The sequence below is a fragment of the Pseudomonas sp. PDM16 genome (assembly GCF_014851865.1).
GTDB lineage: Bacteria > Pseudomonadota > Gammaproteobacteria > Pseudomonadales > Pseudomonadaceae > Aquipseudomonas.
In genome coordinates this window covers 1,056,762-1,078,021 of sequence record NZ_JACVAM010000001.1, presented here as the reverse complement: position 1 = coordinate 1,078,021, position 21,260 = coordinate 1,056,762, and the positions used below count along the sequence as shown (strand labels likewise).

17 protein-coding genes are annotated in these 21,260 nt (G+C 65.2%); 4 read left to right on the top strand and 13 right to left on the bottom strand.

Annotation, left to right across the window (positions count from 1 at the left end):
- Positions 1–77: 77 nt before the first annotated feature.
- The 7 genes from IB234_RS05035 to creC form a co-directional block, all read right to left on the bottom strand.
- The gene (locus IB234_RS05035; RefSeq protein ID WP_192314823.1) at positions 78–1,238 is read right to left on the bottom strand and encodes a phosphoglycerate kinase; all 1,161 of its coding nucleotides are present in this window, start codon (positions 1,236–1,238) and stop codon (positions 78–80) included.
- A 24-nt stretch (positions 1,239–1,262) separates the two neighbouring features.
- Positions 1,263–2,309: an erythrose-4-phosphate dehydrogenase gene (epd, locus tag IB234_RS05030; RefSeq protein ID WP_192314819.1), complete on the bottom strand. Its 1,047-nt coding sequence runs from the start codon at positions 2,307–2,309 to the stop codon at positions 1,263–1,265.
- Positions 2,310–2,355: 46 nt separating this feature from the next.
- Positions 2,356–4,356 carry a transketolase gene (tkt, locus tag IB234_RS05025; RefSeq protein WP_192314816.1) on the bottom strand — a complete coding sequence of 667 codons (2,001 nt, stop codon included), beginning with the start codon at positions 4,354–4,356 and terminating at the stop codon, positions 2,356–2,358.
- A gap of 115 nt (positions 4,357–4,471) precedes the next feature.
- A complete protein-coding gene (locus IB234_RS05020) occupies positions 4,472–4,906 on the bottom strand; it encodes a CBS domain-containing protein (RefSeq protein WP_192314813.1) in 435 nt (144 codons plus the stop codon).
- Between the two features lie 89 nt (positions 4,907–4,995).
- A complete protein-coding gene (locus IB234_RS05015) occupies positions 4,996–5,994 on the bottom strand; it encodes a hypothetical protein (protein WP_192314810.1) in 999 nt (332 codons plus the stop codon).
- A 7-nt stretch (positions 5,995–6,001) separates the two neighbouring features.
- The gene (locus tag IB234_RS05010) at positions 6,002–6,265 is read right to left on the bottom strand and encodes a hypothetical protein (protein ID WP_192314807.1); all 264 of its coding nucleotides are present in this window, start codon (positions 6,263–6,265) and stop codon (positions 6,002–6,004) included.
- 81 nt (positions 6,266–6,346) lie between these two features.
- Positions 6,347–7,771: a two-component system sensor histidine kinase CreC gene (gene creC, locus IB234_RS05005; RefSeq protein ID WP_192314804.1), complete on the bottom strand. Its 1,425-nt coding sequence runs from the start codon at positions 7,769–7,771 to the stop codon at positions 6,347–6,349.
- Positions 7,772–8,024: 253 nt separating this feature from the next.
- Between creC and IB234_RS05000 the strand changes: the two genes are divergently transcribed.
- Positions 8,025–11,837, top strand: coding sequence for a BTAD domain-containing putative transcriptional regulator (locus IB234_RS05000; protein ID WP_192314801.1), 3,813 nt, complete (start codon positions 8,025–8,027; stop codon positions 11,835–11,837).
- Positions 11,838–11,945: 108 nt separating this feature from the next.
- On the opposite strand, the gene creB is transcribed toward IB234_RS05000, so the two are convergent.
- From creB to IB234_RS04975, 5 genes are all read right to left on the bottom strand, one after another.
- Positions 11,946–12,632 carry a two-component system response regulator CreB gene (creB, locus tag IB234_RS04995; RefSeq protein WP_192314798.1) on the bottom strand — a complete coding sequence of 229 codons (687 nt, stop codon included), beginning with the start codon at positions 12,630–12,632 and terminating at the stop codon, positions 11,946–11,948.
- A 231-nt stretch (positions 12,633–12,863) separates the two neighbouring features.
- Positions 12,864–13,976 (bottom strand): PEP-CTERM sorting domain-containing protein, encoded by a 1,113-nt coding sequence (locus IB234_RS04990; protein WP_192314795.1) that lies wholly within the window; start codon positions 13,974–13,976, stop codon positions 12,864–12,866.
- Positions 13,977–14,094: 118 nt separating this feature from the next.
- Positions 14,095–14,925 (bottom strand): hypothetical protein, encoded by an 831-nt coding sequence (locus IB234_RS04985; protein ID WP_192314792.1) that lies wholly within the window; start codon positions 14,923–14,925, stop codon positions 14,095–14,097.
- Complete coding sequence (locus IB234_RS04980) at positions 14,922–15,065, bottom strand: hypothetical protein (protein ID WP_192314790.1); 144 nt, start codon at positions 15,063–15,065, stop codon at positions 14,922–14,924. The genes IB234_RS04985 and IB234_RS04980 overlap by 4 nt, the downstream gene beginning before the upstream one ends.
- 225 nt (positions 15,066–15,290) lie before the next feature.
- On the bottom strand, positions 15,291–16,535 hold the full coding sequence (locus IB234_RS04975; protein ID WP_192315572.1) for an HD-GYP domain-containing protein: 1,245 nt from the start codon (positions 16,533–16,535) through the stop codon (positions 15,291–15,293).
- A gap of 133 nt (positions 16,536–16,668) precedes the next feature.
- On the opposite strand from IB234_RS04975, the gene IB234_RS04970 reads away from it, so the two are divergent.
- The 3 genes from IB234_RS04970 (at position 16,669) to IB234_RS04960 (ending at position 20,266) form a co-directional block, all read left to right on the top strand.
- Positions 16,669–17,556: an acyltransferase gene (locus tag IB234_RS04970; RefSeq protein WP_192314787.1), complete on the top strand. Its 888-nt coding sequence runs from the start codon at positions 16,669–16,671 to the stop codon at positions 17,554–17,556.
- 70 nt (positions 17,557–17,626) lie between these two features.
- Positions 17,627–19,000: an ATP-dependent RNA helicase DbpA gene (gene dbpA / locus IB234_RS04965; RefSeq protein ID WP_318651974.1), complete on the top strand. Its 1,374-nt coding sequence runs from the start codon at positions 17,627–17,629 to the stop codon at positions 18,998–19,000.
- Positions 19,001–19,012: 12 nt separating this feature from the next.
- The gene (locus tag IB234_RS04960; protein WP_192314784.1) at positions 19,013–20,266 is read left to right on the top strand and encodes a diguanylate cyclase domain-containing protein; all 1,254 of its coding nucleotides are present in this window, start codon (positions 19,013–19,015) and stop codon (positions 20,264–20,266) included.
- Here IB234_RS04960 and IB234_RS04955 read toward each other — a convergent pair.
- Complete coding sequence (locus tag IB234_RS04955; RefSeq protein WP_192314763.1) at positions 20,247–20,978, bottom strand: substrate-binding periplasmic protein; 732 nt, start codon at positions 20,976–20,978, stop codon at positions 20,247–20,249. The genes IB234_RS04960 and IB234_RS04955 overlap by 20 nt on opposite strands.
- Positions 20,979–21,260 lie beyond the last annotated feature (282 nt).

The window sequence follows — 21,260 nt, the reverse complement described above, 5'->3', positions numbered from 1 at the left end:
CAAGGGACCGCGCCGAGAGGCCTTTGGTTTAGCGCCGATGCTCTCAAGCTGCCGACGATATGATCGTCGGCAGGGCCTTACTTGGCGCGCTGCTCCAGCACTTCCACAGCCGGCAGCACCTTGCCCTCGACAAACTCGAGGAAGGCGCCACCACCGGTGGAGATATAGCTGATCTGCTCGTTCACGCCGTACTTGTCGATGGCCGCCAGGGTGTCGCCGCCGCCGGCGATGGAGAACGCCGGGCTCTCGGCGATGGCCTGGGCCAGCACCTTGGTGCCGTTGCCGAACTGGTCGAACTCGAACACGCCGACCGGGCCGTTCCACAGGATGGTCTTCGACGACTTCAGCAGCTCGGCGAACTGCGCGGCGGTCTGCGGGCCGATGTCGAGGATCATGTCGTCGTCGGCGACGTCGGCGATGGCTTTCACGGTTGCTTCGGCGTCTTCGGCGAAGGCCTTGGCCACTACCACATCGACCGGCAGCGGCACACTGACCTTGGCCGCGATGGCCTTGGCGGTGTCGACCAGATCGGCCTCGTACAGCGACTTGCCGACCGGGAAACCGGCAGCGGCGAGGAAGGTGTTGGCGATGCCGCCACCAACGATCAGCTGGTCGCAGATCTGGCTCAGGCTGTTGAGTACGTCGAGCTTGGTGGACACCTTGGAGCCGGCAACGATGGCGGCCATCGGGCGGGCCGGGTTGCCCAGAGCCTTGCCCAGGGCGTCCAGTTCGGCGGCCAGCAGCGGGCCGGCGGCGGCAACCTTGGCGAACTTGGCTACGCCGTGGGTCGAGCCCTCGGCGCGGTGGGCGGTACCGAAGGCGTCCATCACGAACACGTCGCACAGGGCGGCGTATTGCTGGGCCAGCTCATCGGCGTTCTTCTTCTCGCCCTTGTTGAAGCGCACGTTCTCGAACAGCACGATGTCGCCGGCTTTGACTTCGACGCCGCCCAGGTAGTCCTTGACCAGCGGCACTTCGCGGCCCAGGGCCTTGGACAGATAGGCAGCGACCGGGGCCAGGCTGTTCTCCTCGGAGAACTCGCCCTCGGTCGGGCGGCCCAGGTGCGAGCAAACCATGACCGCCGCGCCCTTCTCCAGGGCCAGCTTGATGGTCGGCAGGGAGGCGAGGATGCGCGCATCGCTCTTCACCACACCGTCCTTCACCGGCACGTTGAGGTCTTCGCGGATCAGCACGCGCTTACCGGCGAGGTCGAGGTCGGTCATCTTCAGAACGGTCATGGTCAGTCCTTCAAAGGGGGCTGGTTACTTGGATGGGTTGGAGACGGCGAGGAAGTGTTCCGCGACGTCGAGCATACGGTTGGCGAAGCCCCATTCGTTGTCGAACCAGGCCAGCAGGTTGACCAGGCGCGGGCCGGAAACCCGAGTCTGGCTGCCGTCGACGATGGCCGAATGGGCGTCGTGATTGAAATCGCAGCTGGCGTGGGGCAACTCGGTGTAGGCCAGCAGGCCCTTGAGCGGACCGTTTTCTGCGGCCTGGCGCAGCACCGTGTTGATCTCGGCAGCACTGGTGTCGCGCGCCACCTGCAGGGTGATGTCCAGGCAGGAGACGTTGACCGTCGGCACGCGAATGGCCTTGGCCTGCACCCGCCCGGCCAGTTCCGGCAGCAGACGCTCGATACCGCGCGCCAGGCCGGTGGATACCGGGATCACCGACTGGAAGGCCGAGCGCGTGCGGCGCAGGTCTTCGTGGTGGTAGGCGTCGATTACCGGCTGGTCGTTCATCGCCGAGTGGATGGTGGTGATGGAGACGTACTCCAGGCCCACCGCCTCGTCGAGCAGCTTGAGCAGCGGTACCGCGCAATTGGTGGTGCAGGAGGCGTTGGACACCAGCTTCTCGGCGCCGGTCAGACGCTGCTGGTTGACGCCGAACACCACGGTGGCGTCGACATCCGCCTCGCCGGCCATCGGCTGGGAGAACAGCACCCGTGGCGCACCGGCTTTGAGGAAGCGCTCACCATCGGCGCGGCTGTGGTAGACGCCGGAGCACTCCAGCAGCAGGTCGATGCCCAGGCCAGCCCAGTCGATAGCCTCGGGCTCGCTCTGGCGCAGCACCTTCACGCAGTCGCCATTGATGTGCAGGCAGTCGCCGTCGACCTTCACCTCGCCGGGGAAGCGGCCGTGGGTGGAGTCGAAGCGGGTCAGGTACTCGATGCTGGCCTGGTCGGCCAGATCGTTCAGCGCGACTATCTCGAAGCCGGCCGCAGCGCCGCGCTCGTGCAGAGCGCGCAGCACGCAACGGCCGATGCGGCCGTATCCGTTGAGGGCGACTTTAAGCGGGCGTTTGGCCATGGCGGGGTCTCGGCGTGGCCCCCTCGTGGCGAGGGGGCCGGGCGCATCAGGCGTCCAGCAGCTCGGCGGCGGTTTCCAGGATGTTGGCGACGGTGAAGCCGAACTCCTCGAACAGCTGCGCGGCCGGGGCGGACTCACCGAAGGTGGTCATGCCGATGATGCGACCTTCCAGGCCGACGTACTTGTACCAGTAGTCCGCGTGCGAGGCCTCGATGGCGATGCGCGCACCGACCTGCAGCGGCAGTACAGCCTGCTTGTAGGCGGCGTCCTGCTGGTCGAACACGCTGGTCGACGGCATGGAGACGACGCGGACCTTCTTGCCCTGCTCGGTCAGCGTGTCGAAAGCCTGTACGGCCAGGCCGACTTCCGAACCGGTGGCGATCAGGATCAGTTCCGGCTCGCCGGCGCAGTCCTTGAGTACGTAGGCACCACGGGCCACATCGGCCAGCTGCTGGGCGTCACGCGCCTGGTGCGGCAGGTTCTGGCGGCTGAAGATCAGCGCGGACGGGCCGTCATTGCGCTCGATGGCGTACTTCCAGGCCACCGCGGATTCCACGGCATCGGCCGGGCGCCAGGTGTCCAGGTTCGGCGTGCCGCGCAGGCTGGCCAGTTGCTCGATCGGCTGGTGAGTCGGGCCGTCTTCGCCCAGGCCGATGGAGTCGTGGGTGAACACGTAGAGCACGCGTTTTTTCATCAGCGCAGACATGCGCACGGCGTTGCGCGCGTATTCCATGAAGATCAGGAAGGTCGCGCCGTACGGGATGAAACCGCCGTGCAGGGCGATGCCGTTCATGATCGCGCTCATGCCGAACTCGCGCACGCCGTAGAACAGGTAGTTGCCGGCGGCATCGCCAGCCTCCACGCCCTTGCAGCCCTTCCACAGGGTCAGATTGGAGCCAGCCAGGTCGGCGGAACCGCCGAGGAATTCCGGCAGCAGCGGGCCGAAGGCGTTCAGCGCGTTCTGGCTGGCCTTGCGGCTGGCGATGGTCTCGCCTTTGGCAGCAACTTCAGCAACGTAGGCAGCGGACTTCTCAGCGAAGTCGGCCGGCAGCTCGCCAGCCAGGCGGCGCTTGAGCTCGGCGGCCAGTTCCGGATGCGCGGCAGCGTAGGCGGCGAAGCGCACGTCCCAGTCGGCCTCACGGGCGGCGCCGGCTTCCTTGGCGTCCCACTCGGCGTAGATGTCAGCCGGGATTTCAAACGGGCCGTGGTTCCAGTTCAGCGCGGCGCGGGTGGCGGCGATCTCGTCGTTGCCCAGCGGAGCGCCGTGGCACTCTTCCTTGCCGCCCTTGTTCGGCGAACCGAAGCCGATCACGGTCTTGCAGCAGATCAGGGTCGGACGGTCGGTGGACTTGCGCGCGGTCTCGATGGCGGTCTTGATCTCGTCGGCGTCATGGCCGTCGACGTTGCGGATCACCTGCCAGCCGTAGGCCTCGAAGCGCGCCGGGGTGTCGTCGGTGAACCAGCCGTGGACTTCGCCATCGATGGAAATGCCGTTGTCGTCGTAGAAGGCGACCAGCTTGCCCAGGCCCAGGGTGCCGGCCAGCGAGCAGACTTCGTGGCTGATGCCTTCCATCATGCAGCCGTCGCCGAGGAAGGCGTAGGTGTAGTGGTTGACCACGTCGTGGCCCGGGCGGTTGAACTGCGCGCCCAGCACTTTCTCGGCAATGGCGAAACCAACGGCGTTGGCGATGCCCTGGCCCAGCGGGCCGGTGGTGGTCTCGACGCCCGGGGTGTAGCCGTATTCCGGGTGGCCCGGAGTGCGGCTGTGCAGCTGACGGAACTGCTTGAGGTCGTCGATAGCCAGGTCGTAGCCGGTCAGGTGCAGCAGCGAGTAGATCAGCATCGAGCCGTGGCCGTTGGACAGCACGAAGCGGTCACGGTCGGCCCAGTTCGGGTTCTGCGGGTTGTGCTGCAGGTAGTCGCGCCACAGGACTTCGGCGATGTCCGCCATGCCCATGGGGGCACCCGGGTGGCCGCTGTTGGCTTTCTGCACAGCATCCATGCTGAGGGCACGAATGGCATTGGCTCGCTCACGACGGCTGGGCATCGCTGAATCTCCTGCGGGGGCTGCTTCTAGATGAAGGGGGGGCGAAAAAGGCGCGTATTTTCGCCCAGCCGGGCACTCAGGGGCAATGACAGATGATCGCCCCGGAGGCTTCCCCTTATTCACCGCGTATATATTGCTCCAGCTGCAGGATCAGGCTTGCCTGGTCCGCGATGGTCTGTTTGACCAGGTCGCCGATCGACAGCATGCCAATCAGCTCACCCTCAGCCAGCACCGGCAGGTGGCGCAAGCGATGGTCTGTCATCAGTTGCAGACAGTGCTGCACGCTGTCGCGCGGGCCAACGGTGATGACTTCGGCGGTCATGATTTCGCTGACCCTGGCCTCGAACGCCCCTCGCTCCATCTCTGCCAGCTTGCGCACATAGTCACGCTCGCTGACGATGCCCACCAGGCGCCCACCAGCCAGCACCACCAAGGCGCCGATCTTCCGCTCGGCCAGCAGTTTTACCGCATCGAGTACCGAGGCTTCCGGTGCGATGTGGTGCACGTAGGCACTGGGCTTTGTTCTGAGCAGCTCCGCAACGGTCTTCATGTGTCCCCTCCCGGCTATTGTTTTCTCCATCTTGCAGGTTCTCTGCCAGCCACGGCGCCAGCAGGAACTGAGACGAAGAATAGCGCAGCTCAGTCGAGGGTCTCCCGCAATGCGGCGAGATCGAGTTCAGCCACCGCCTGGCGCACCTTCTGCCCAAGCACCCTGTCGTTGAGGAAACCCTTGTTGGCCACGCTGATGCTCATCAGCTGTACGCTGCTGGGCGGCAGGGCCGGGTCGAAATACTCAGGAGAGAAGGTGACGTAGTACACCGCACCCGGCGTGCGGCAGGACGCGAAAGTTGCACCACGCTGATCGCTGCTCTGACAGGTAGGCGAACGCCGCTCCGCCTCGCTCATGCCCTCCAGTTCGGTCTGGCGCGCAGCCACCGTTCGCTGCCAGTCAGCGATATTGCCCTGCAGTCCGGCACGCAACTGCTCATCACCGGTGTCGTTCAACATGTCCCGCAGCAGCGCCAGATGCTCGCGGGCATCTGCGAGAATCCCTTTCAGATAACGCTCGCGATTGATGTGAGCAAACGGCTGACGCCCGGCCTTGTGCAGCACCACCACGTCCTTGCTACCGATCTGCAACACAGGGAACCCCTGCAACCGACGGGGAATGACCGGGACCTGGTAATAGTCGCCCTGCTCGTCCTTCCCTACCGGGTAGCCGAACAGCGCACCCTGATCGTTGGCCCGCACCTCGATGGCAGGCCCTTCGCCAACGCCCCGCAACGCGCCACTGGCCGCGTCTCTCTCGCTGCGCTGCGGGTCGACCCGGCGCACCAGCAGATGAGCCCAGCCAGCGGCAGGCGCAGAACCTAGCGCGGACGGCTGCTCGAACAGGCGAATACTCTGATTGATGGCGAAGCCCTGCAGAGGCGCCAGCGCAGGGGTCTGGCGCAGGCGCACCAGCATGTCATCCAGACGGCCACGCAGCTGCGGCACCTGAGACCGTGGCAAGGGCGTGCCCTGAATATCGAAGCCCACCGGAGCCACGGCGCCACGAGCGCTGCTCAGCTCGCTGCCCAATGCCTGGGAAGCAAAACCCAGTCCCAGCAAAAGACCTATGCATTTAGCTGAGTACATGGCGACCTCACCACACTTCGACGTCTTCGGCCGCCGGCTCGCCATTACCAGGCGCAGGACTGGAGACATCGCCCGAACGTTCGCGACGCTGTCCGGCACTCTGCGCCGCCACCTCAACGGCCTTGACCGCCAAACCCTGATCGGCGCTGCTGAGCGAGGTTTCCTGCATAGCGCGACTGAGCACATCGCCGAGCAGAGCGTTCTGCCCGTTGCCGGCGCAACCGGCAAGCAGGCAGGAAGAAACAAGGGCAGATAACAGCGAGCGGATCATTTGGAGGCTCCTGAAATTGGCACCGGTCGAGTCCGGCGCAGTCGGGAGCCACAGCATGGTGCGGCAGCGTTCGCGGATCGTTCAGGCCAGCGGTAGGCGCAGACAGGCGCGTACTCCGCCGGACAGGTTGCTCAGGGCCAGCTCGCCACCGTGCAACAGCGCCACCTCCTGTACGAAATTCAGCCCCAGGCCGGTGCTCTTGCGCCCGCTGGCGGGGCGCGGCAGAGAGTAGAAGCGCTCGGTCAGGCGAGGCAGTGCGTATTCGGGAATGGCCTCCCCCTGGTTGAACAGACTCAGCTCCACCCGCTGCGCATCGATCTCCGCGTCGAAGCGCAGCTCGCCACCCGGAGGAGTGAAGTCGAGGGCGTTGTCCAGCAGGTTGGCCAGCGCCTGATGTAACAGGAAGCGTTCACCCTGCACGAACAGGTCGGAGGGAATGGCATTCACGCCACGCAGCCCGGCGGCCTGGATTCGCGCCGCCTGGGCCTGCAGCAGCTCATCGGCCAGTGCATGCAGGTCCACCGCCACGCGCTCCTCCAAGCCCTGCCGCTGCTCCACCAGCGCCAGGTTGAGCAGACGCTCGATCAGTTGCTGCAGGCGGGCGCCCTCGCTGGCGATATTGGCCACGAAGCGCTGGCGCTGCTCCACAGGCATTTCGCTCTCGAGCAGCTCGGCGGCACCGCGGATGGCTGCCAGCGGGCTCTTCAGTTCGTGGGTCAGGGTATGCACGTACCGCTCGACATAGTCCTTGCCTTCCAGCTCAGTGCGCATCTTCTGTACCGCCTGGGCCAGCTGCGTCAACTCGCCGCCACGCAATGCCGGCAACTCGGCGCGCTGCCCCTGGCTGACTGCCTGAGCGTAGCGGGTGAGCTTGCGCAGGGAGCCACTCAGCCACCAGGACAGCATCCCGCCAATCAGCAGCCCGAGCACGATCAGGCCAGCACCCAGCCAGCCCAGCCGGTGTTGCGAGCGTTCGATATAAGGCTGCAGCGACTTGTTCGGCTTGGCCACCGAGACCACGCCGATGATCTGTTCACCATCATGGATCGGCGCCGCCACATACATCACCGAGCTGTCCTCGTCGGCCGGGTCCTCGCGGGTGGAGCGCGCACCGTACTCGCCGCGCAGGGTCAGCAGCACGTCGTTCCAGCGCGAATAATCCTGGCCGACGGCAACGCCACTGGAATCGAGCAGGACCACACCCTTGGCATCGGTGACGTAGATGCGATGGCTCACCGCGCTCTTCTCCACACCCCAGATTCGCGCCTGCGGCTGGCGCAGGCCGTAGGCCTTGAGCAGTTCCGGCCAGTGACTCTGCTGCAGACGCCCATGCTTGACGTCTTCGCGCAGTATCTCGGCCAACAGGTTGGCAGTGTCCACCAGCGTCTCTTCGGTGGACTGGCGCACGCCTGGGCGGATCTCGTCCATTACCGTACTGAGCACGAACCAGCCGGCCAGGCCGACGAACAGGAAGTACACCAGGAAAATGCGCACGCCTAGCGGCATGACCGCCCTCCCGGGTGACGAGTAAAGCGCTGAAGCATGGAGGCACATCCCTGTAAGGCTGGTTGAGGCGAGCATCGAGCGACCCGAGCGGGTATCGCCGCCGCCACGCAAGGATGGCAGAATGGCGCGGCGGTCATGGCCCGCAGCCCCCAGAGGCGCCGGAACGCTCGAACGACAAGGCCAGCATACCGCACAACCGAACCGGATCTGCCCAACTCGCAAAGAGCCCGTGCCGAGCAGGCCGGGAAACAACATGGAAGCTTCCCGCCCCATCGCGCCGCTGCAACTGACCCTGCTCGGTGGCTTTTCCGTTGCCTGGCACAACGAGCCACTGGACGGTTTCAACTACGACAAGATGCGCGCTCTGCTCGCCTACCTGAGCCTGGAGCATCATCGCGAACATAGCCGCGAGACCCTTGCGGCGCTGCTCTGGGAGTCCAGCCCAGCCGAGACCTGGCGCGGCAACCTGCGACGCACCCTGTCCGACCTGCGCCGCGTGCTGGAGACACCTACCGGCCTCGACCTGTTCGAGGCCAGCAAGAACAGCCTGCGCTTCGTCCCTGACGGGCATATCGACGTGCTGCGCTTTCGCCGCGGCCCACAGCGCTGTACCAGCCATCCGGCCTGCCAGCAATGCCCGAGCTGCATCGAAGAGCTGGAGGCGGCCGCCACGCTTTACCGAGGAGACTTTCTCGCCGGCCTCGACCTGCCGGACTGCCCCGACTTCGAGGACTGGTTGCTGCTGCAGCGCGAGTCGCTGCGCTGCCATGCGCTCGCCCTGCTGGAGCATCTGAGCAACCTGTTCGAACAGCGTGGCGAGCGACAACGCGCTCTGCCCCATGCCCGGCGCCTGGTCGAACTCGACCCCTGGCAGGAAAGCGGCCAGCTGCGCCTGATGCGCCTGCTGGCGCAGAACGGCCAGAGCGCAGCGGCGCTGTCCCAGTACGAGAGCTTCCGCAACCAGCTGTGGAAGGAGCTGGGCGTTCACCCCGGCAAGGACTGCCAGGAGCTGCAGCAGAGGATTCGTGATGGCCAGCTGCGTGCGGAGATCCCGCTGGCAGAGGCCTGTGCCGTGGGTGTACCGCCTCCTCCGGCAGAACGTCGCCAGGTCACCGTTCTTTATTGCGAAATATCCATACCCGGCTGTGCCGACCCCGAAGAGGCTCTGGAGCAGCTCGGCGCACCCCAGGCCCAATGCCTGCAGGTAATCCGTGCCCATGGCGGCCATGTGGTTCAGGCCCACGGCGGCGGGCTGCTCGCATACTTCGGTTATCCGCGCGCGCGGGAAAACGCGGCGCGTCTCGCCGCCCAGGCAGCCCTGGCGCTGCCGCAGGCATGTGCACCGGCCCAAGTGCGATGCGGCCTGCATACCGGATTGATCGTGACCGCGGCCGGCCAATTGCTGCCCGATGCCACCGGCATCACCTCCGACATCGCCGTCCAGGTGCGCCAGCACGCCGACTATCAACAGGTAGTGGTGGGCACCGCGACCCATCGCCTGCTAGAGGGCTACTTCCGCTGCCTGCCGCTGCCTGCCAGCCTGCCAGGCGCCGGCGCGCTGTACCACGTCGAGGAAGCCAGCGGTGCCCGGCACCGTCTCGCCGTGCAACCACGACTCACTCCATTGGTGGGGCGCGATACGGAGCTGGATCGACTGCTGACCATCTGGACCCAGGTTCGCGAAAGCCGCACCAGCATCTGCGCACTGCTGCGTGCCGACCCCGGCGTGGGCAAGTCGCGCCTGCTCCACGAGCTGGGCAAGCGCCTGAATGCCACCCACCCGGGGCAACAGGTCGTGTTGCGCTGCCTGGAGCAGCACACCAGCGACCCCTTCTTCCCGGTGGCGGAGCTGATCGCCCATCTCTGCGCCTTCGCCCCCGGTAGCAGCGCGGAGCAGCGCTATCTCAAACTGAGCGATGTGCTGCGGCGCATCTTCACCCTGGACAACGAGGCACGTGACCTGATTGCCGACCTGCTCGGCCTCCCGCTGCCGCAGGGCTCACCGGTAACCGACATGCCCCGGGATATCTGGCGGGCAAGGATGCTGGAGACCCTCCTGACCATCGTCCGCGCCAACCGGAGCCAGCCTTTGCTGCTGGTCATGGAGGACGTGCACTGGGCCGATGCATCGACCGTACAACTGATCGAACGGCTGCTTCGCGAGCCGGAACGTCGCCCGCTCCTTCTGCTGCTCAGCGCCCGCCCCGAGTTCCCCACGCAAGCTCTGGAGCCACTCGGCATGCAGGTGCTGGAGTTGCCGCATCTGAGCCAGGACATGGCGCGCATGCTGGTCGAAGGGCTGCCACAGGCACTGGCCGAACCGCAGCTGCGCCGGGTGCTGGCGCTGGCCGACGGCGTCCCGCTGTTCATCGAGGAGCTGGTCCAGTGGGTCTCCGAGAACAACACCCAGGGCGATATCCCACTGACCCTCAATGATCTGCTGATGGCGCGCATCGATGGGCTCGAGGATGCACGTACCACCGCGCAGCTCGCAGCGTGCATCGGCAGGGAGTTTCATCTGGAGCTGATCCAGGCGCTTCATCCACAAGGCGAGCAGGCCCTGGGGCACGATCTGGAAACCCTGCTACGTGCCGGCCTGATCGAGCCAGGCAGCCAGGCCAGCCTGCGCCAGTTCAAGCACGCACTGATCCAGCAGGCAGCCTATCAGGCCCAGCCCAAGGCCCAACGCCGCGAGACGCACCAGCGCATCGCCGAAGTGCTGCAGGAACGATTCCCCGCACGCTGCCAGCATGCCCCGGGGCAGCTGGCCCACCATCTGACCGAAGCCGGCCGCTTCGAGCAGGCCCTGCCGCTGTGGAAGCAGGCCGGCGAGAGCGCACAGCGCTTCTCGGCCAATCGCGAGGCCGCCGACCACTTCCAGCGAGCCCTGGGCTGCCTGGACCGTCTTCCCACCTCTCCCTGGCGCGACGGGGAAGAACTGGCACTCCAACTGGTACTGGGAGCCGCCCTCAACTCGTCGGCGGGCTACGGTGCGGCGAGCACCCAAGCGGCATTCTCGCGAGCACTGGTGCTGGGGCAGCAGCTGCAGCAGCCCGAGGCTAGCTTCAGAGCGCTCGTGGGCGTATGGGGCTGCTGCGACTCGTTCGACAAGGCCACCGTGCTGGGGCAGCAGGTCCTGGCGGCGGCGGAACAGAGCGGGCAACTGCCGCTCCGCCTGCTCGGCCACATGTGCCACCTGGGAGGGGCCTTCTGGAGCCGTCCACTGGCCGAGTCGAGAGCCATCGCCGAGACCATAGTCGCCCTTTGCGACACTCCCGCCCGCCAGGCCTGCATGCTCGGCTTCGGTGAAGATCCACTGGTCAACAGCCGGGCCTACCTGTGTCTGGGGCTCTGGGTAGAGGGTTTCCCGCAGCGGGCCCGTCAGCTATGCGCCGAGCTGCTGTCCGACGTGCGCACCCAGGGCTCCGCCAATGCCATCAGCCATGCGCTGGTGTTCGCGAGCATGCTGCACTGCCTCCTGGACGATGCGCCGGCCGTCGCCGAGATGGCGCAGGAAACGCTGAATCACAGCCGAGGCAAGGGGCTGCAGCTCTGGGAAGACATCGCGACGGTCATGGTCGGCTGGTCCCGCGTGGCACTCGGCGATGCCGACGGGCTGAGGGAGCTGCAGAGGGGCATCGACGCCAATCGCCAGAGCATGCCGGTGATCGGGGTGACGCTGGCGACCCTGCAACTCGATGCGCTGGCCCGCCTCGGACAACATGAAGAGCTGTTGCAGCGCGCCGAACTGGTTGTGCAGACGGCGCATGAGCGCTGTGATCGCTATCTGCTGCCTGAGGCCATGCGGCTGCAGGCAGAGGCCCTGTACGACACGGGTGAAGATGGCAGGGCCTCCAGCGTGCTGGAGGAAGCACAGGCTCTGGCGGAGTCGCTCGGCGCCGGCTCCCTGCGCCTACGGCTGGCCATCAGTCGCCTGCGCAGACAGCCCTCACGACAGTCACACCAACAACTGCAGGTATTGCTGAACGAGGGTGACGGCGGCGAATGTACTGATCGTCGCATCGCATCGAGCCTGCTGGTTCAGAGCCTGCCCGATGTATCGTGAGTCGGAGAAAACCAAGGCGAGGACTGAGGAAGCGGAGTCTGCGAGTAGTAGAGGAGTATTCCGAAGTCTTTCAGCGCAGCTTGCCGACGCGCAGCAGGCCGTGGGCTCTCAGGCGTGACGGGGGCTGTAGCTGTAACCCAGGCCCCGATGGGTCTGAATCGGCTCGGCATCTACAACTACCTGGCGCAGCTTCGCCCGCAGGCTCTTGATATGACTGTCAATGTTGCGCTCGTAGCCGGCATCCGCCGGCACACCCAGCGCATCGAGCAGCTGCTCGCGGGCGAATACCCGCTCTGGCTGCGCCAGCAGCGCCTGCAGCAGCCGGAACTCATGGCGGGTCAGCACCAGCAGCTGATCGCGGTAGTGGATCTGTACCCGCTCGGCATCCACCCGGAACGGACCGCCCGCCTCCGCGACGGCCTCGGATGAGCGCGGTGCCATACGCTTGAGGATGGCCTTGACCCGCGCCGCCACCTCACGCGGACTGAACGGCTTGACCACATAGTCGTCCGCGCCGATTTCCAGCCCCACCACCCTATCGATCTCGGCATCGCGGGCGGTGAGGAAAATCACCGGCACCTCGGAGAAACGCCGCAATCGTTTACAGGCCTCGAAGCCACTGATATCGGGCAGGCCGACATCGAGGATCAACAGGTCGGCGGGGGTGCGCTGCTGAAACTCCAGCGCCGCCTCGGCGAGGCTCAGCCAGGTGGTAGTGAAGCCCTCGCCCTGCAGGGCGAACACCAGAGTGTCGGCGATGGCGGCTTCGTCTTCGACGATAAGAATGTGCGGCATGGCATCCGTGCAGGCAGTCGTATGGTGCCCGGCACGGTGCCCCAAGCCCTTTGCCGCGTCAATCGTGCCGGGGGAGTCCGGCCACATACAGGCCACTGCAGTAGATCAGCAGCAGACCTCCCACGATCAGCCATTCCTGCATGATCTGCTCCATCAAAAAGGGTGGGCCACATCCCTGTGGACCCATGACAACTCGATAAATTAGGAAGGGCGCCGTCCATGGCACCCAAATCAGAAAAGAAGCCAACGCGGCCTGATGCTGGCGATGAAGGCACGCTCTCCTTCCAGCTGGCCGACCAGCACCTGTCCATCGGCACTGATACCGCTGGCCTGGACCACCGGTACGGCAGCCGCGGCCAGGGAGTTCTCGTACAGCCACGACTCTACCGTGCGCATGCCGCTGTCGGCGGTCCAGACGAAGCCGCGATCCTCGTCACCCGCTCGGCCGTCGCTCGCAACCCCCACCACCACGCTGCCATCAGCACTGACGGCATTCGCTCTGGATACCTGGCCTCCATTGAGGCCACCCAGGCTGCGCATGCCGGTATCCTCGCGCCAGACGAAAGCGCGCAGGGCCTCACCAGCCTGACCATCGGTAGCAACGCCCACGATGGTGCTGCCATCGGCACTGATCGCGGAGGCAGCGGAATAGTGCCCGCCATTGAGAGTGCCGAGACTGCGCAAACCATCTGCCTCGCTCCAGCGCACCGCACAGCGAGCATTCGCCCGGCTCCCGTCGTCCGCGTAACCGGCGATCACGCGCCCACAGGCACTGACGGCGCAGGCGTGACTGGTCATGCCGCCGTTGAGCATGCCGATGCTGCGCATGCCGGTGGCGAAGGTCCAGTAGAACCCACGACAAGCATGATTCGCCGCGCCATCCGCAGCGTCGCCCACCACCACAAGACCATCCGCGCTACAGGCATAGGCTTGGGAGTACCGCCCATAGTTGAGGGTCCCAAGGCTGAAGACGCCGCCCTGCCGCGTCCAGCGGAAGGCTCGGTCGGCCTCGTCGGCCGCACCGTCTTCGGCGGTCCCTACGACCACGCGACCATAGGCGCTGATAGCCTCGGCCGAGCAGTACCGACCGCCATTGAGACCTCCGAGCTGCCGCAGCCCTCCGCTCCGCGTCCACATGAACGCATGCATGCTCAACGCATCGCCCGGGTCGGCCAGCATGCCCACCACGTGCAGCCCGTCCGCACTGACCGCTGCCACACGCAGGTAGCCATCACCGGCCAGGCCCGAAATGCGCTCCAGGCCAACGAACTCTGGCTCCGCCGCGAGCAGCCTGGCCGTCAGCCGGGGGCCGACCGGCCGTGCCTGGTAGTTCATGTCGTTCATCCCGCTCACCACTCCATTTATCCGCAAGCGCAGGTGGCGCCTCCCTTCACACGCTCTCCCGACACGAAGGCGCCACCTGCCCCTGCCATCATCCCGAGCAACGTTCGCCCAGCGTTCGCTAGCGGGACGAAGGCTCTATTTCTTTCAATAATTTTTTCCAGTCGGTCAGGAATAGCACGCCGATCATTCGTCCCACGGTACCGCCCGGGTCCATCCGCTTCTGCGGCACGCCGCGCCACTCTCCGGTGACCCGCGCCGTCAGGAACTGGATTTCCTCCGCGGGGCGACTGGAATCCAATAACTTCGGATTGAGCCGGTAGCCATAGGGCGGATCGGCCAGATAGAGGGGGCGACCGCTGTTGTTCAGCACCAGCATGTAGCCGTCACCACGGCCGACCAGAGCGATATCGTTCCAGCGCCCGACCGGCTGGCGATGACGCAGGTCGTCCAGCTCATTGGCGCGGACCTCGAGGAACGTCGCTTCTCCCGGCGTGTGATACCGCCCATCCGCCCGTCGGCGGGTCGCCGTATCGCTCAGGTTCAGTGGGTAGGCACCGACACCGATACCGCCAGTGGCTGGCACGGGCATGGGGCCTCCACGCACCGGCCCCATGGATCCGCTGGTGGTCATGCTGAAACCACGGGGATCACGGAGCAGCGGATGACGCAGCAACTCGCCCTGCAGACGTCCGAGCTTGGCACGCAGCGCCTGCACACCGGGCCCACTGGTCGGGCCACCGCCGGTGTGGATCTGGTCGGTAGTCCACCCCGGCGCAGAGCGGGACGGATCGGCAGACTCGGGCTCACGCGCCTGGCGCCAGTAGTCGACGATGTACTGGGCGTAGAACGGAGCCCCCTCGAACATCCTCGCCCCTTCGCCGGCCTGCACCAAAGAAGCGCAGGCCAGCAACGGCAGGAGCAGAAGCCTGGAGAAGCCCGAGCGGGTCATTGTCGGTCCGGCGCATGCACCGAGGTGGGTTGATGCGGCTTCACCACCGGTTTGCTGGCGGTTTCGCTCGATGCTCCGCTGGCCAGGCAGGCACTGGAGAAGATCAGGGCCAACAGGCTGGCGATCAGTTGCTTGTGCATGATGAGTTCCTCGTTCCGGAAGGATCAGCCACCGACTTCCCGCCTGGTGGTTAGCCGTGCCTCAACGGCCCGGCAGGACCATGGAGACACGGGGGCACTCTGTGCAGGCAGCGTTCGCGATTCGTTCGCCCGGAAGAGCGGTAGGGCACGCGCCGACGAGCGGCGAGGGGCTCGTCGCGACAACGAGGGGGAGAAGACACCGGCGAGCTGCCGGTGGATGGGGTATCAGCCGAACAGGGACGCCTTGCCGGCCGGAATACCCGACCAGAGCTCTTCGATATTCTTGAAGCCCCAGTCATCGGCAGACTCGCGGGCGATTATCTTGTCGTGCCCGACCAGCTTGGCCAAGTCGATGATTTCCTGGGGTATCGGCAGTTTGGAGCGGGCGGAGAAGAACACCTTCACCCGCGGAGTGAGCAGGGATTTCTCATGCTGCTCCAGCACCACGCCGAGACGACCGCTCTCCAGACGCACCAGAGCGCCGACCGGATAGATGCCGACAGACTTGACGAAGGCCTGGAATACCTGGGGGTCGAAATGCCCCTTCCATTCCGCCATCTTGCGGATCGAATCGGCCGGATCCCAGCCTTTCTTGTAGGGACGATCGGAGGTGATGGCGTCGTACACGTCGCACACTGCCCCCATCCTTGCAAACAGGCTGATCTGCTCGCCGGCCAGGCGATGCGGGTAGCCCGAGCCATCGTACTTTTCATGGTGATGCAGGCAAACGTCGAGCACCAGCGCACTGATCTGCCGGCAATCCAGGAGCATCCGCGCGCCCGCCTCGGGATGACGGCGCATGGTGCCGAACTCGGCGTCGGTGAGCTTGTCCGGCTTGTTGAGGATGGTGTCGGGAATCGCCATCTTGCCGATGTCATGGAGCAGGCCAGCCTCTCCAGCCTCCCGCACCTGCTCTTCCGGCAGGCCCAGCTGGCGGGCGAGGGCGATCATCAGGGCACAGACCGCCACCGAGTGCATGTAGGTGTATTCGTCGCTGGTCTTCAGACGAGCCAGGCTGATCAGGGCATTGGGATGGCGCAGTACCGAGTCGGAGATTTCCTCCACCAGCTCAGCCACATGCTCCAGGGCGATGGCCTGCCCCATGCGCGCATCGCTGAACATCTCCACCACCGCGGCCTTGGACTGCGAACACAGCCTGAGGGCCCGCTGCACTTCCTGATCGAGGCTGGCACGCGGCGGCGGCGTGCGGCTGTCGGCAGCCAGCAGGCGAGCCTCGGTTTCCGCCTCGACTTCCTCGACGCTGCGACTCGCCTGGCCCGGTGCCACGTCGCACCCCTTGCTGACGTCGATCCATACCTCGTGCACATCACTGTCGCGCACGCGCTGCAGGTCACGTTCGTTGTCGAGCAGGAAGCGTCCCTTCCAGAATGGATGGTCCATCCATGAACCGCAGAACTCATGGATATACATACCGAGAATCAGCTCGGAAACGGCGATACGCTTGAGCACGATGGATGGGCCGCTGCTTTGTTTGATTTCTGCCATGCAGAATACGCCAGGACAAGACCGGGCACATTGCCACTAGCGACTTTATTTTTCCGTCTGCGGCTATGATGGCGCCACCTTGAGACAAGGAGTCCCCATGCGTCGGTTGCTCATCGCCTGCAGCGTGGTCCTGCTACTGCTGCTCAACACGCTGACCCTGATCGGCCCGCTGCTACTGATCGCCCTGCTCAAGCTGGTGTTGCCCGGCAGATCGCTGCGCAACACCTGCTCGCGCGGGGTAATGTGGGTGGCGGAGACCTGGGCCGAGATCGACAAATTGATATTCGCCCTGCTGACCCCGACCGAATGGGACATCCGCGGCGGCGAGGGCCTGCGCCGCGATCGCTCCTATCTGGTAGTGAGCAATCACCAGTCCTGGGTAGACATCCCCGCGCTGGTCCAGGCCTTCAACCGCAAGACTCCCTATTTCAAATTCTTCCTCAAGCAGGAGCTGATCTGGGTACCGCTCCTGGGCCTGGCCTTCTGGGCGCTCGACTACCCCTTCATGAAGCGCTATTCCAAGGCCTACCTGGCAAAGCACCCAGAGATGGCCGGCAAGGATCTGGAAATCACCAAGCGCGCCTGCGAACGCTTCAAGGACCTGCCGGTGACAGTGGTCAATTATCTGGAAGGCACCCGATGCACCCCAGCCAAGCAGGCCCAGCAAGGCTCGCCCTATCGCCACCTGCTCAAACCCAAGGCCGGTGGCGTGGCCTTCACCCTGGCGGCCCTGGGGCCGCAACTGGACGCTCTGCTCGACGTCACCCTGGTCTATCCGGGCCAGACGCCACCCGGATTCTGGAAACTGATCAGCGGCCAGGTGCCCAAGGTGATCATGGATATCCAGATCCGCGAGCTCGATGCGGCCCTCTGGGGCGGCAACTACGAGAGTGACCCTCAATTCCGCCAACAGGTGCAGGACTGGGTCACCCAACTGTGGCAGGACAAGGACTCCCGCATCGCCGAGCTGAAGCAGCAGGTGTGACGCTGCGACCGGCCAGCTTCCGGGCGCGGCCTGTTACAATCTGCGGCTATTCCTCTGCCAGGCTCACCCCGTGACCACCGCCTTCGCCACCCTGCCGCTGTCCGCCGCCATGCGCGATAACCTCGCCGCCCTCGGTTATGCCGAGATGACGCCGATCCAAGCTGCCAGCCTGCCACTGATCCTCAAGGGCCGCGACCTGATCGCCCAGGCCAAGACCGGCAGCGGCAAGACCGCGGCCTTCGGCATCGGCGTACTGCACCCGCTCAACCCGCGCTTCTTCGGCTGCCAGGCGCTGATCCTGTGCCCTACCCGCGAGCTGGCCGACCAGGTAGCCAAGGAGCTGAGACGCCTGGCCCGCGCGGCGGACAACATCAAGATTCTGACTTTGTGCGGCGGCGTACCCTTCGGCCCGCAGATCGGCTCGCTGGAGCACGGCGCGCACATCATCGTCGGCACGCCGGGGCGCATTCAGGAGCACCTGCGCAAGGGCACCCTCAAGCTCGACAGCCTCAACACCCTGGTGCTGGATGAAGCCGACCGCATGCTCGACATGGGCTTCTTCGACAGCATCGCTGAAGTCATCGAGCAGACCCCGACACGCCGCCAGACCCTGCTGTTCTCGGCCACCTATCCGAGTGGCATCGAGCAACTGGCCGCTCGCTTCCTGCGCGATCCGGAGCGCGTTCAGGTCGAAGCCCTGCACGATGACGGGCAGATCGAGCAGCGCTTCTACGAGATCGAGCCCAAGCAGCGCATGGACGCGGTGATCCGCCTCCTGCGCCACTTCCGCAAACAGCCGGCGGTGGCCTTCTGCGCCACCCGTCAGCAATGCGATGAGTTGGCAGCGATACTTGAGGCGGAGAAGATTTCCGCCGCCGCGCTACACGGCGACCTAGAACAGCGCGATCGCGACCAGGTGCTGACCCTGTTTTCCAACCGCAGCCTCAGCGTGCTAGTGGCCACCGACGTGGCCGCCCGCGGCCTGGACATCGCCGGCCTGGAACTGGTGATCAACGTCGAGCTGGCGCGTGATGCCCAGGTGCACATCCACCGTATCGGCCGTAGCGGCCGCGCCGGAGAGAAGGGCCTCGCCCTGAGCCTGGTGGCGCCCAGCGAGGCCGGGCGCGCGCAGGCCGTCGAAGAACTGCAGGGCAGCCCGCTGACCTGGCAACTGCTCGGCGAGCTGAAGGACAAGGGCGAGCCGCTGCTGCCGCCGATGCACAGCCTCTGCCTGGCAGCCGGGCGCAAGGACAAGCTGCGCCCAGGCGATATCCTCGGGGCGCTGACCGGCGACGCTGGCATTCCCGGAGACAAGGTGGGCAAGATCGCTATATTCGATTATCAGGCCTTCGTCGCCGTGGACCGCGGCGTTGCCAGGCAGGCCTTGCAACGCCTGCAGAGCGGCAAGATCAAGGGCCGGGCGGTCAAGGTACGGATGATTTAGAGCGAGACGACGATGCGCAACATTCTGGTGGTCGAAGACAGCCCGCTGGTATTGAAGATACTCGAACACCTGTTCCGCCAGGAGCCGGACTTACAGCCGCTGTTCTGCGCGTCTCTCGGCGAAGCCCAGGTGTTGCTCGAGACCTCCTCGTCGCTGTTCTTCGCCGCCATCGTCGACCTCAACCTGCCGGACGCTCCGCGTGGCGAGATCGTCGACCTGGTGATGCAATTCGGTCTGCCCTGCATCGTGCTCAGCGGCTCCTACGACGAGCATCGCCGCGACGAACTGCTGCTCAAGGGCGTGGTGGATTACGTACTGAAGGAGAGCCAGCACTCCTACGAGTACGCCTTCCGCCTGCTGCACCGACTGGAGAGCAACAGCCACGTGAAGATTCTGGTGGCGGAAGACTCCGAGGCTACCCGCCATTTCATTCGCCGCGTGCTCACGCCCCACCTGTACCAGATCATCGACGCCTGCGACGGCGACGAGGCGCTACGCATCCTGCGCGAGCAGCCCGACATCGACCTCTTCCTGGTAGACCACAGCATGCCGGGCATCAGTGGCTTCGACCTGGTCAAGCTGCTACGGCAGAAGATGAAACGCAATGAGCTGATCATCCTGGGCCTGTCGGCCGACGCCAAGGGGTCGCTCAGTGCCATGTTCATCAAGCACGGTGCCGACGACTTCCTGCGCAAACCTTTCTGCCCCGAAGAGCTCAACTGCCGGGTCATGTCCTGCCTGGAGCGACGCGACATGCTCCGCGCCCTCAAGCAGGCGGCGTTGTTCGACTCGCTGACCGGCCTGTACAACCGCCGCGCCTTCTACGAGCAAGGTATCGACATGATCCGCCAGGCCCAGAAGGGTGGCCAGGACCTCAGCGTGGCAATGATCGACCTGGACCACTTCAAGGCGATCAACGACGAGCATGGCCATGCCAGCGGCGACGCCGCTCTCGTGCAGTTCTCACGCACGCTGCGCCAGGCATTCCCGGACACCCTGCTCGGCCGCCTGGGTGGAGAGGAGTTCGCCTTGGTCAGCCGGCTCGATGGAGAGACGGTCGAGAAGTGCCTGGCACTGCTGCGCCGCCAGTGCTCTGCTCTCAAGTACGCCATGGGCGCGCCACCTCTGGATTTCAGCGCTGGCATCTACCATGGCGCACCGGATGATCTGGAGAGTCTGTTGCACCTGGCCGACATCCGTCTGTACCAGGCCAAGCGCAGCGGACGCGGACGTACCGTCACCAGCCTCACAGGCCATGACGCTTGAAGATCTGTCGGTAGGTACCGTCAGCCTTCATCGCCGAGATGTTCTCGTCGAACTCGCGAACGATCTGCTGGTGTAGCGGATGGCTGCGACGCACCAGGATATGCAGGCCGTTCTCGCTCAGCGGCGCATCGACGAACTCCACCGCATCACGAATCTCCCGTAAGCCGCGGCTCAGGTGGTATTGGGCAACCAGCTCATCTTCCAGGGTCAGCTGCACACGCCCAGCCGCCAGCATGCGCGCCCCCATGGCGAACTCCAGCACCGGCACCCGGGTCAAATCCTGGGCGCTGTCGAATGCGGGGTCATAGCTGTACCCACGCACTACCGCGATGCTGAACCGGCGCAGACTCCCCAGCCCCTCATATTCGATAGGCGCACCGACTCGACGCAAGAATCGAATACGGTTGATCAGGTAGGTGTCGGAAAACAGCGCATAGCGGGCTCGCTCCGGGCTGTACCAGGCGGCCACCACTATGTCGTAGTCGCCCTGTTGCAACCCGCGAAGAACGCGCGCCCAAGGCACCTCCACGTACTCACTGGTGTGCCCTGCGCGCTTCAGGGCGGCGCTCACCAGCTCCACCGCCAGGCCATTGCCGGGCAGACGCCGGTCGGTGAATGGCGGCCAGGAATCACCAGCCAGCCGCAGCGACTCCGCGATGGCGGCCTGGGCAAGAAGCGCGATGACCAGTGCGAGTCCGTACAGCCCTTTCATGCATGACATCCGGATGCGTACAGGGATATCAGAGACTAGCCCGCACCGCTCCCTTTGGCCGAGATTCAATGGCGATAGACGAAATCAGACGCCCGTACTGTGAGTTCCGCTAGCACAGAACGATCTGCTACAACGCATTCTGAAGCGGCCGTAACAAAATTGGCACACCTCATGCTTAGTATCAGACAACTCCAGTTTTGGGGACCTTGGTACAGGCAGGCCGGGGAATCCCCTCTTTTACAAGCCAGGCACAAAGGCCACCCCTCGCGGTGGCCTTTGTGC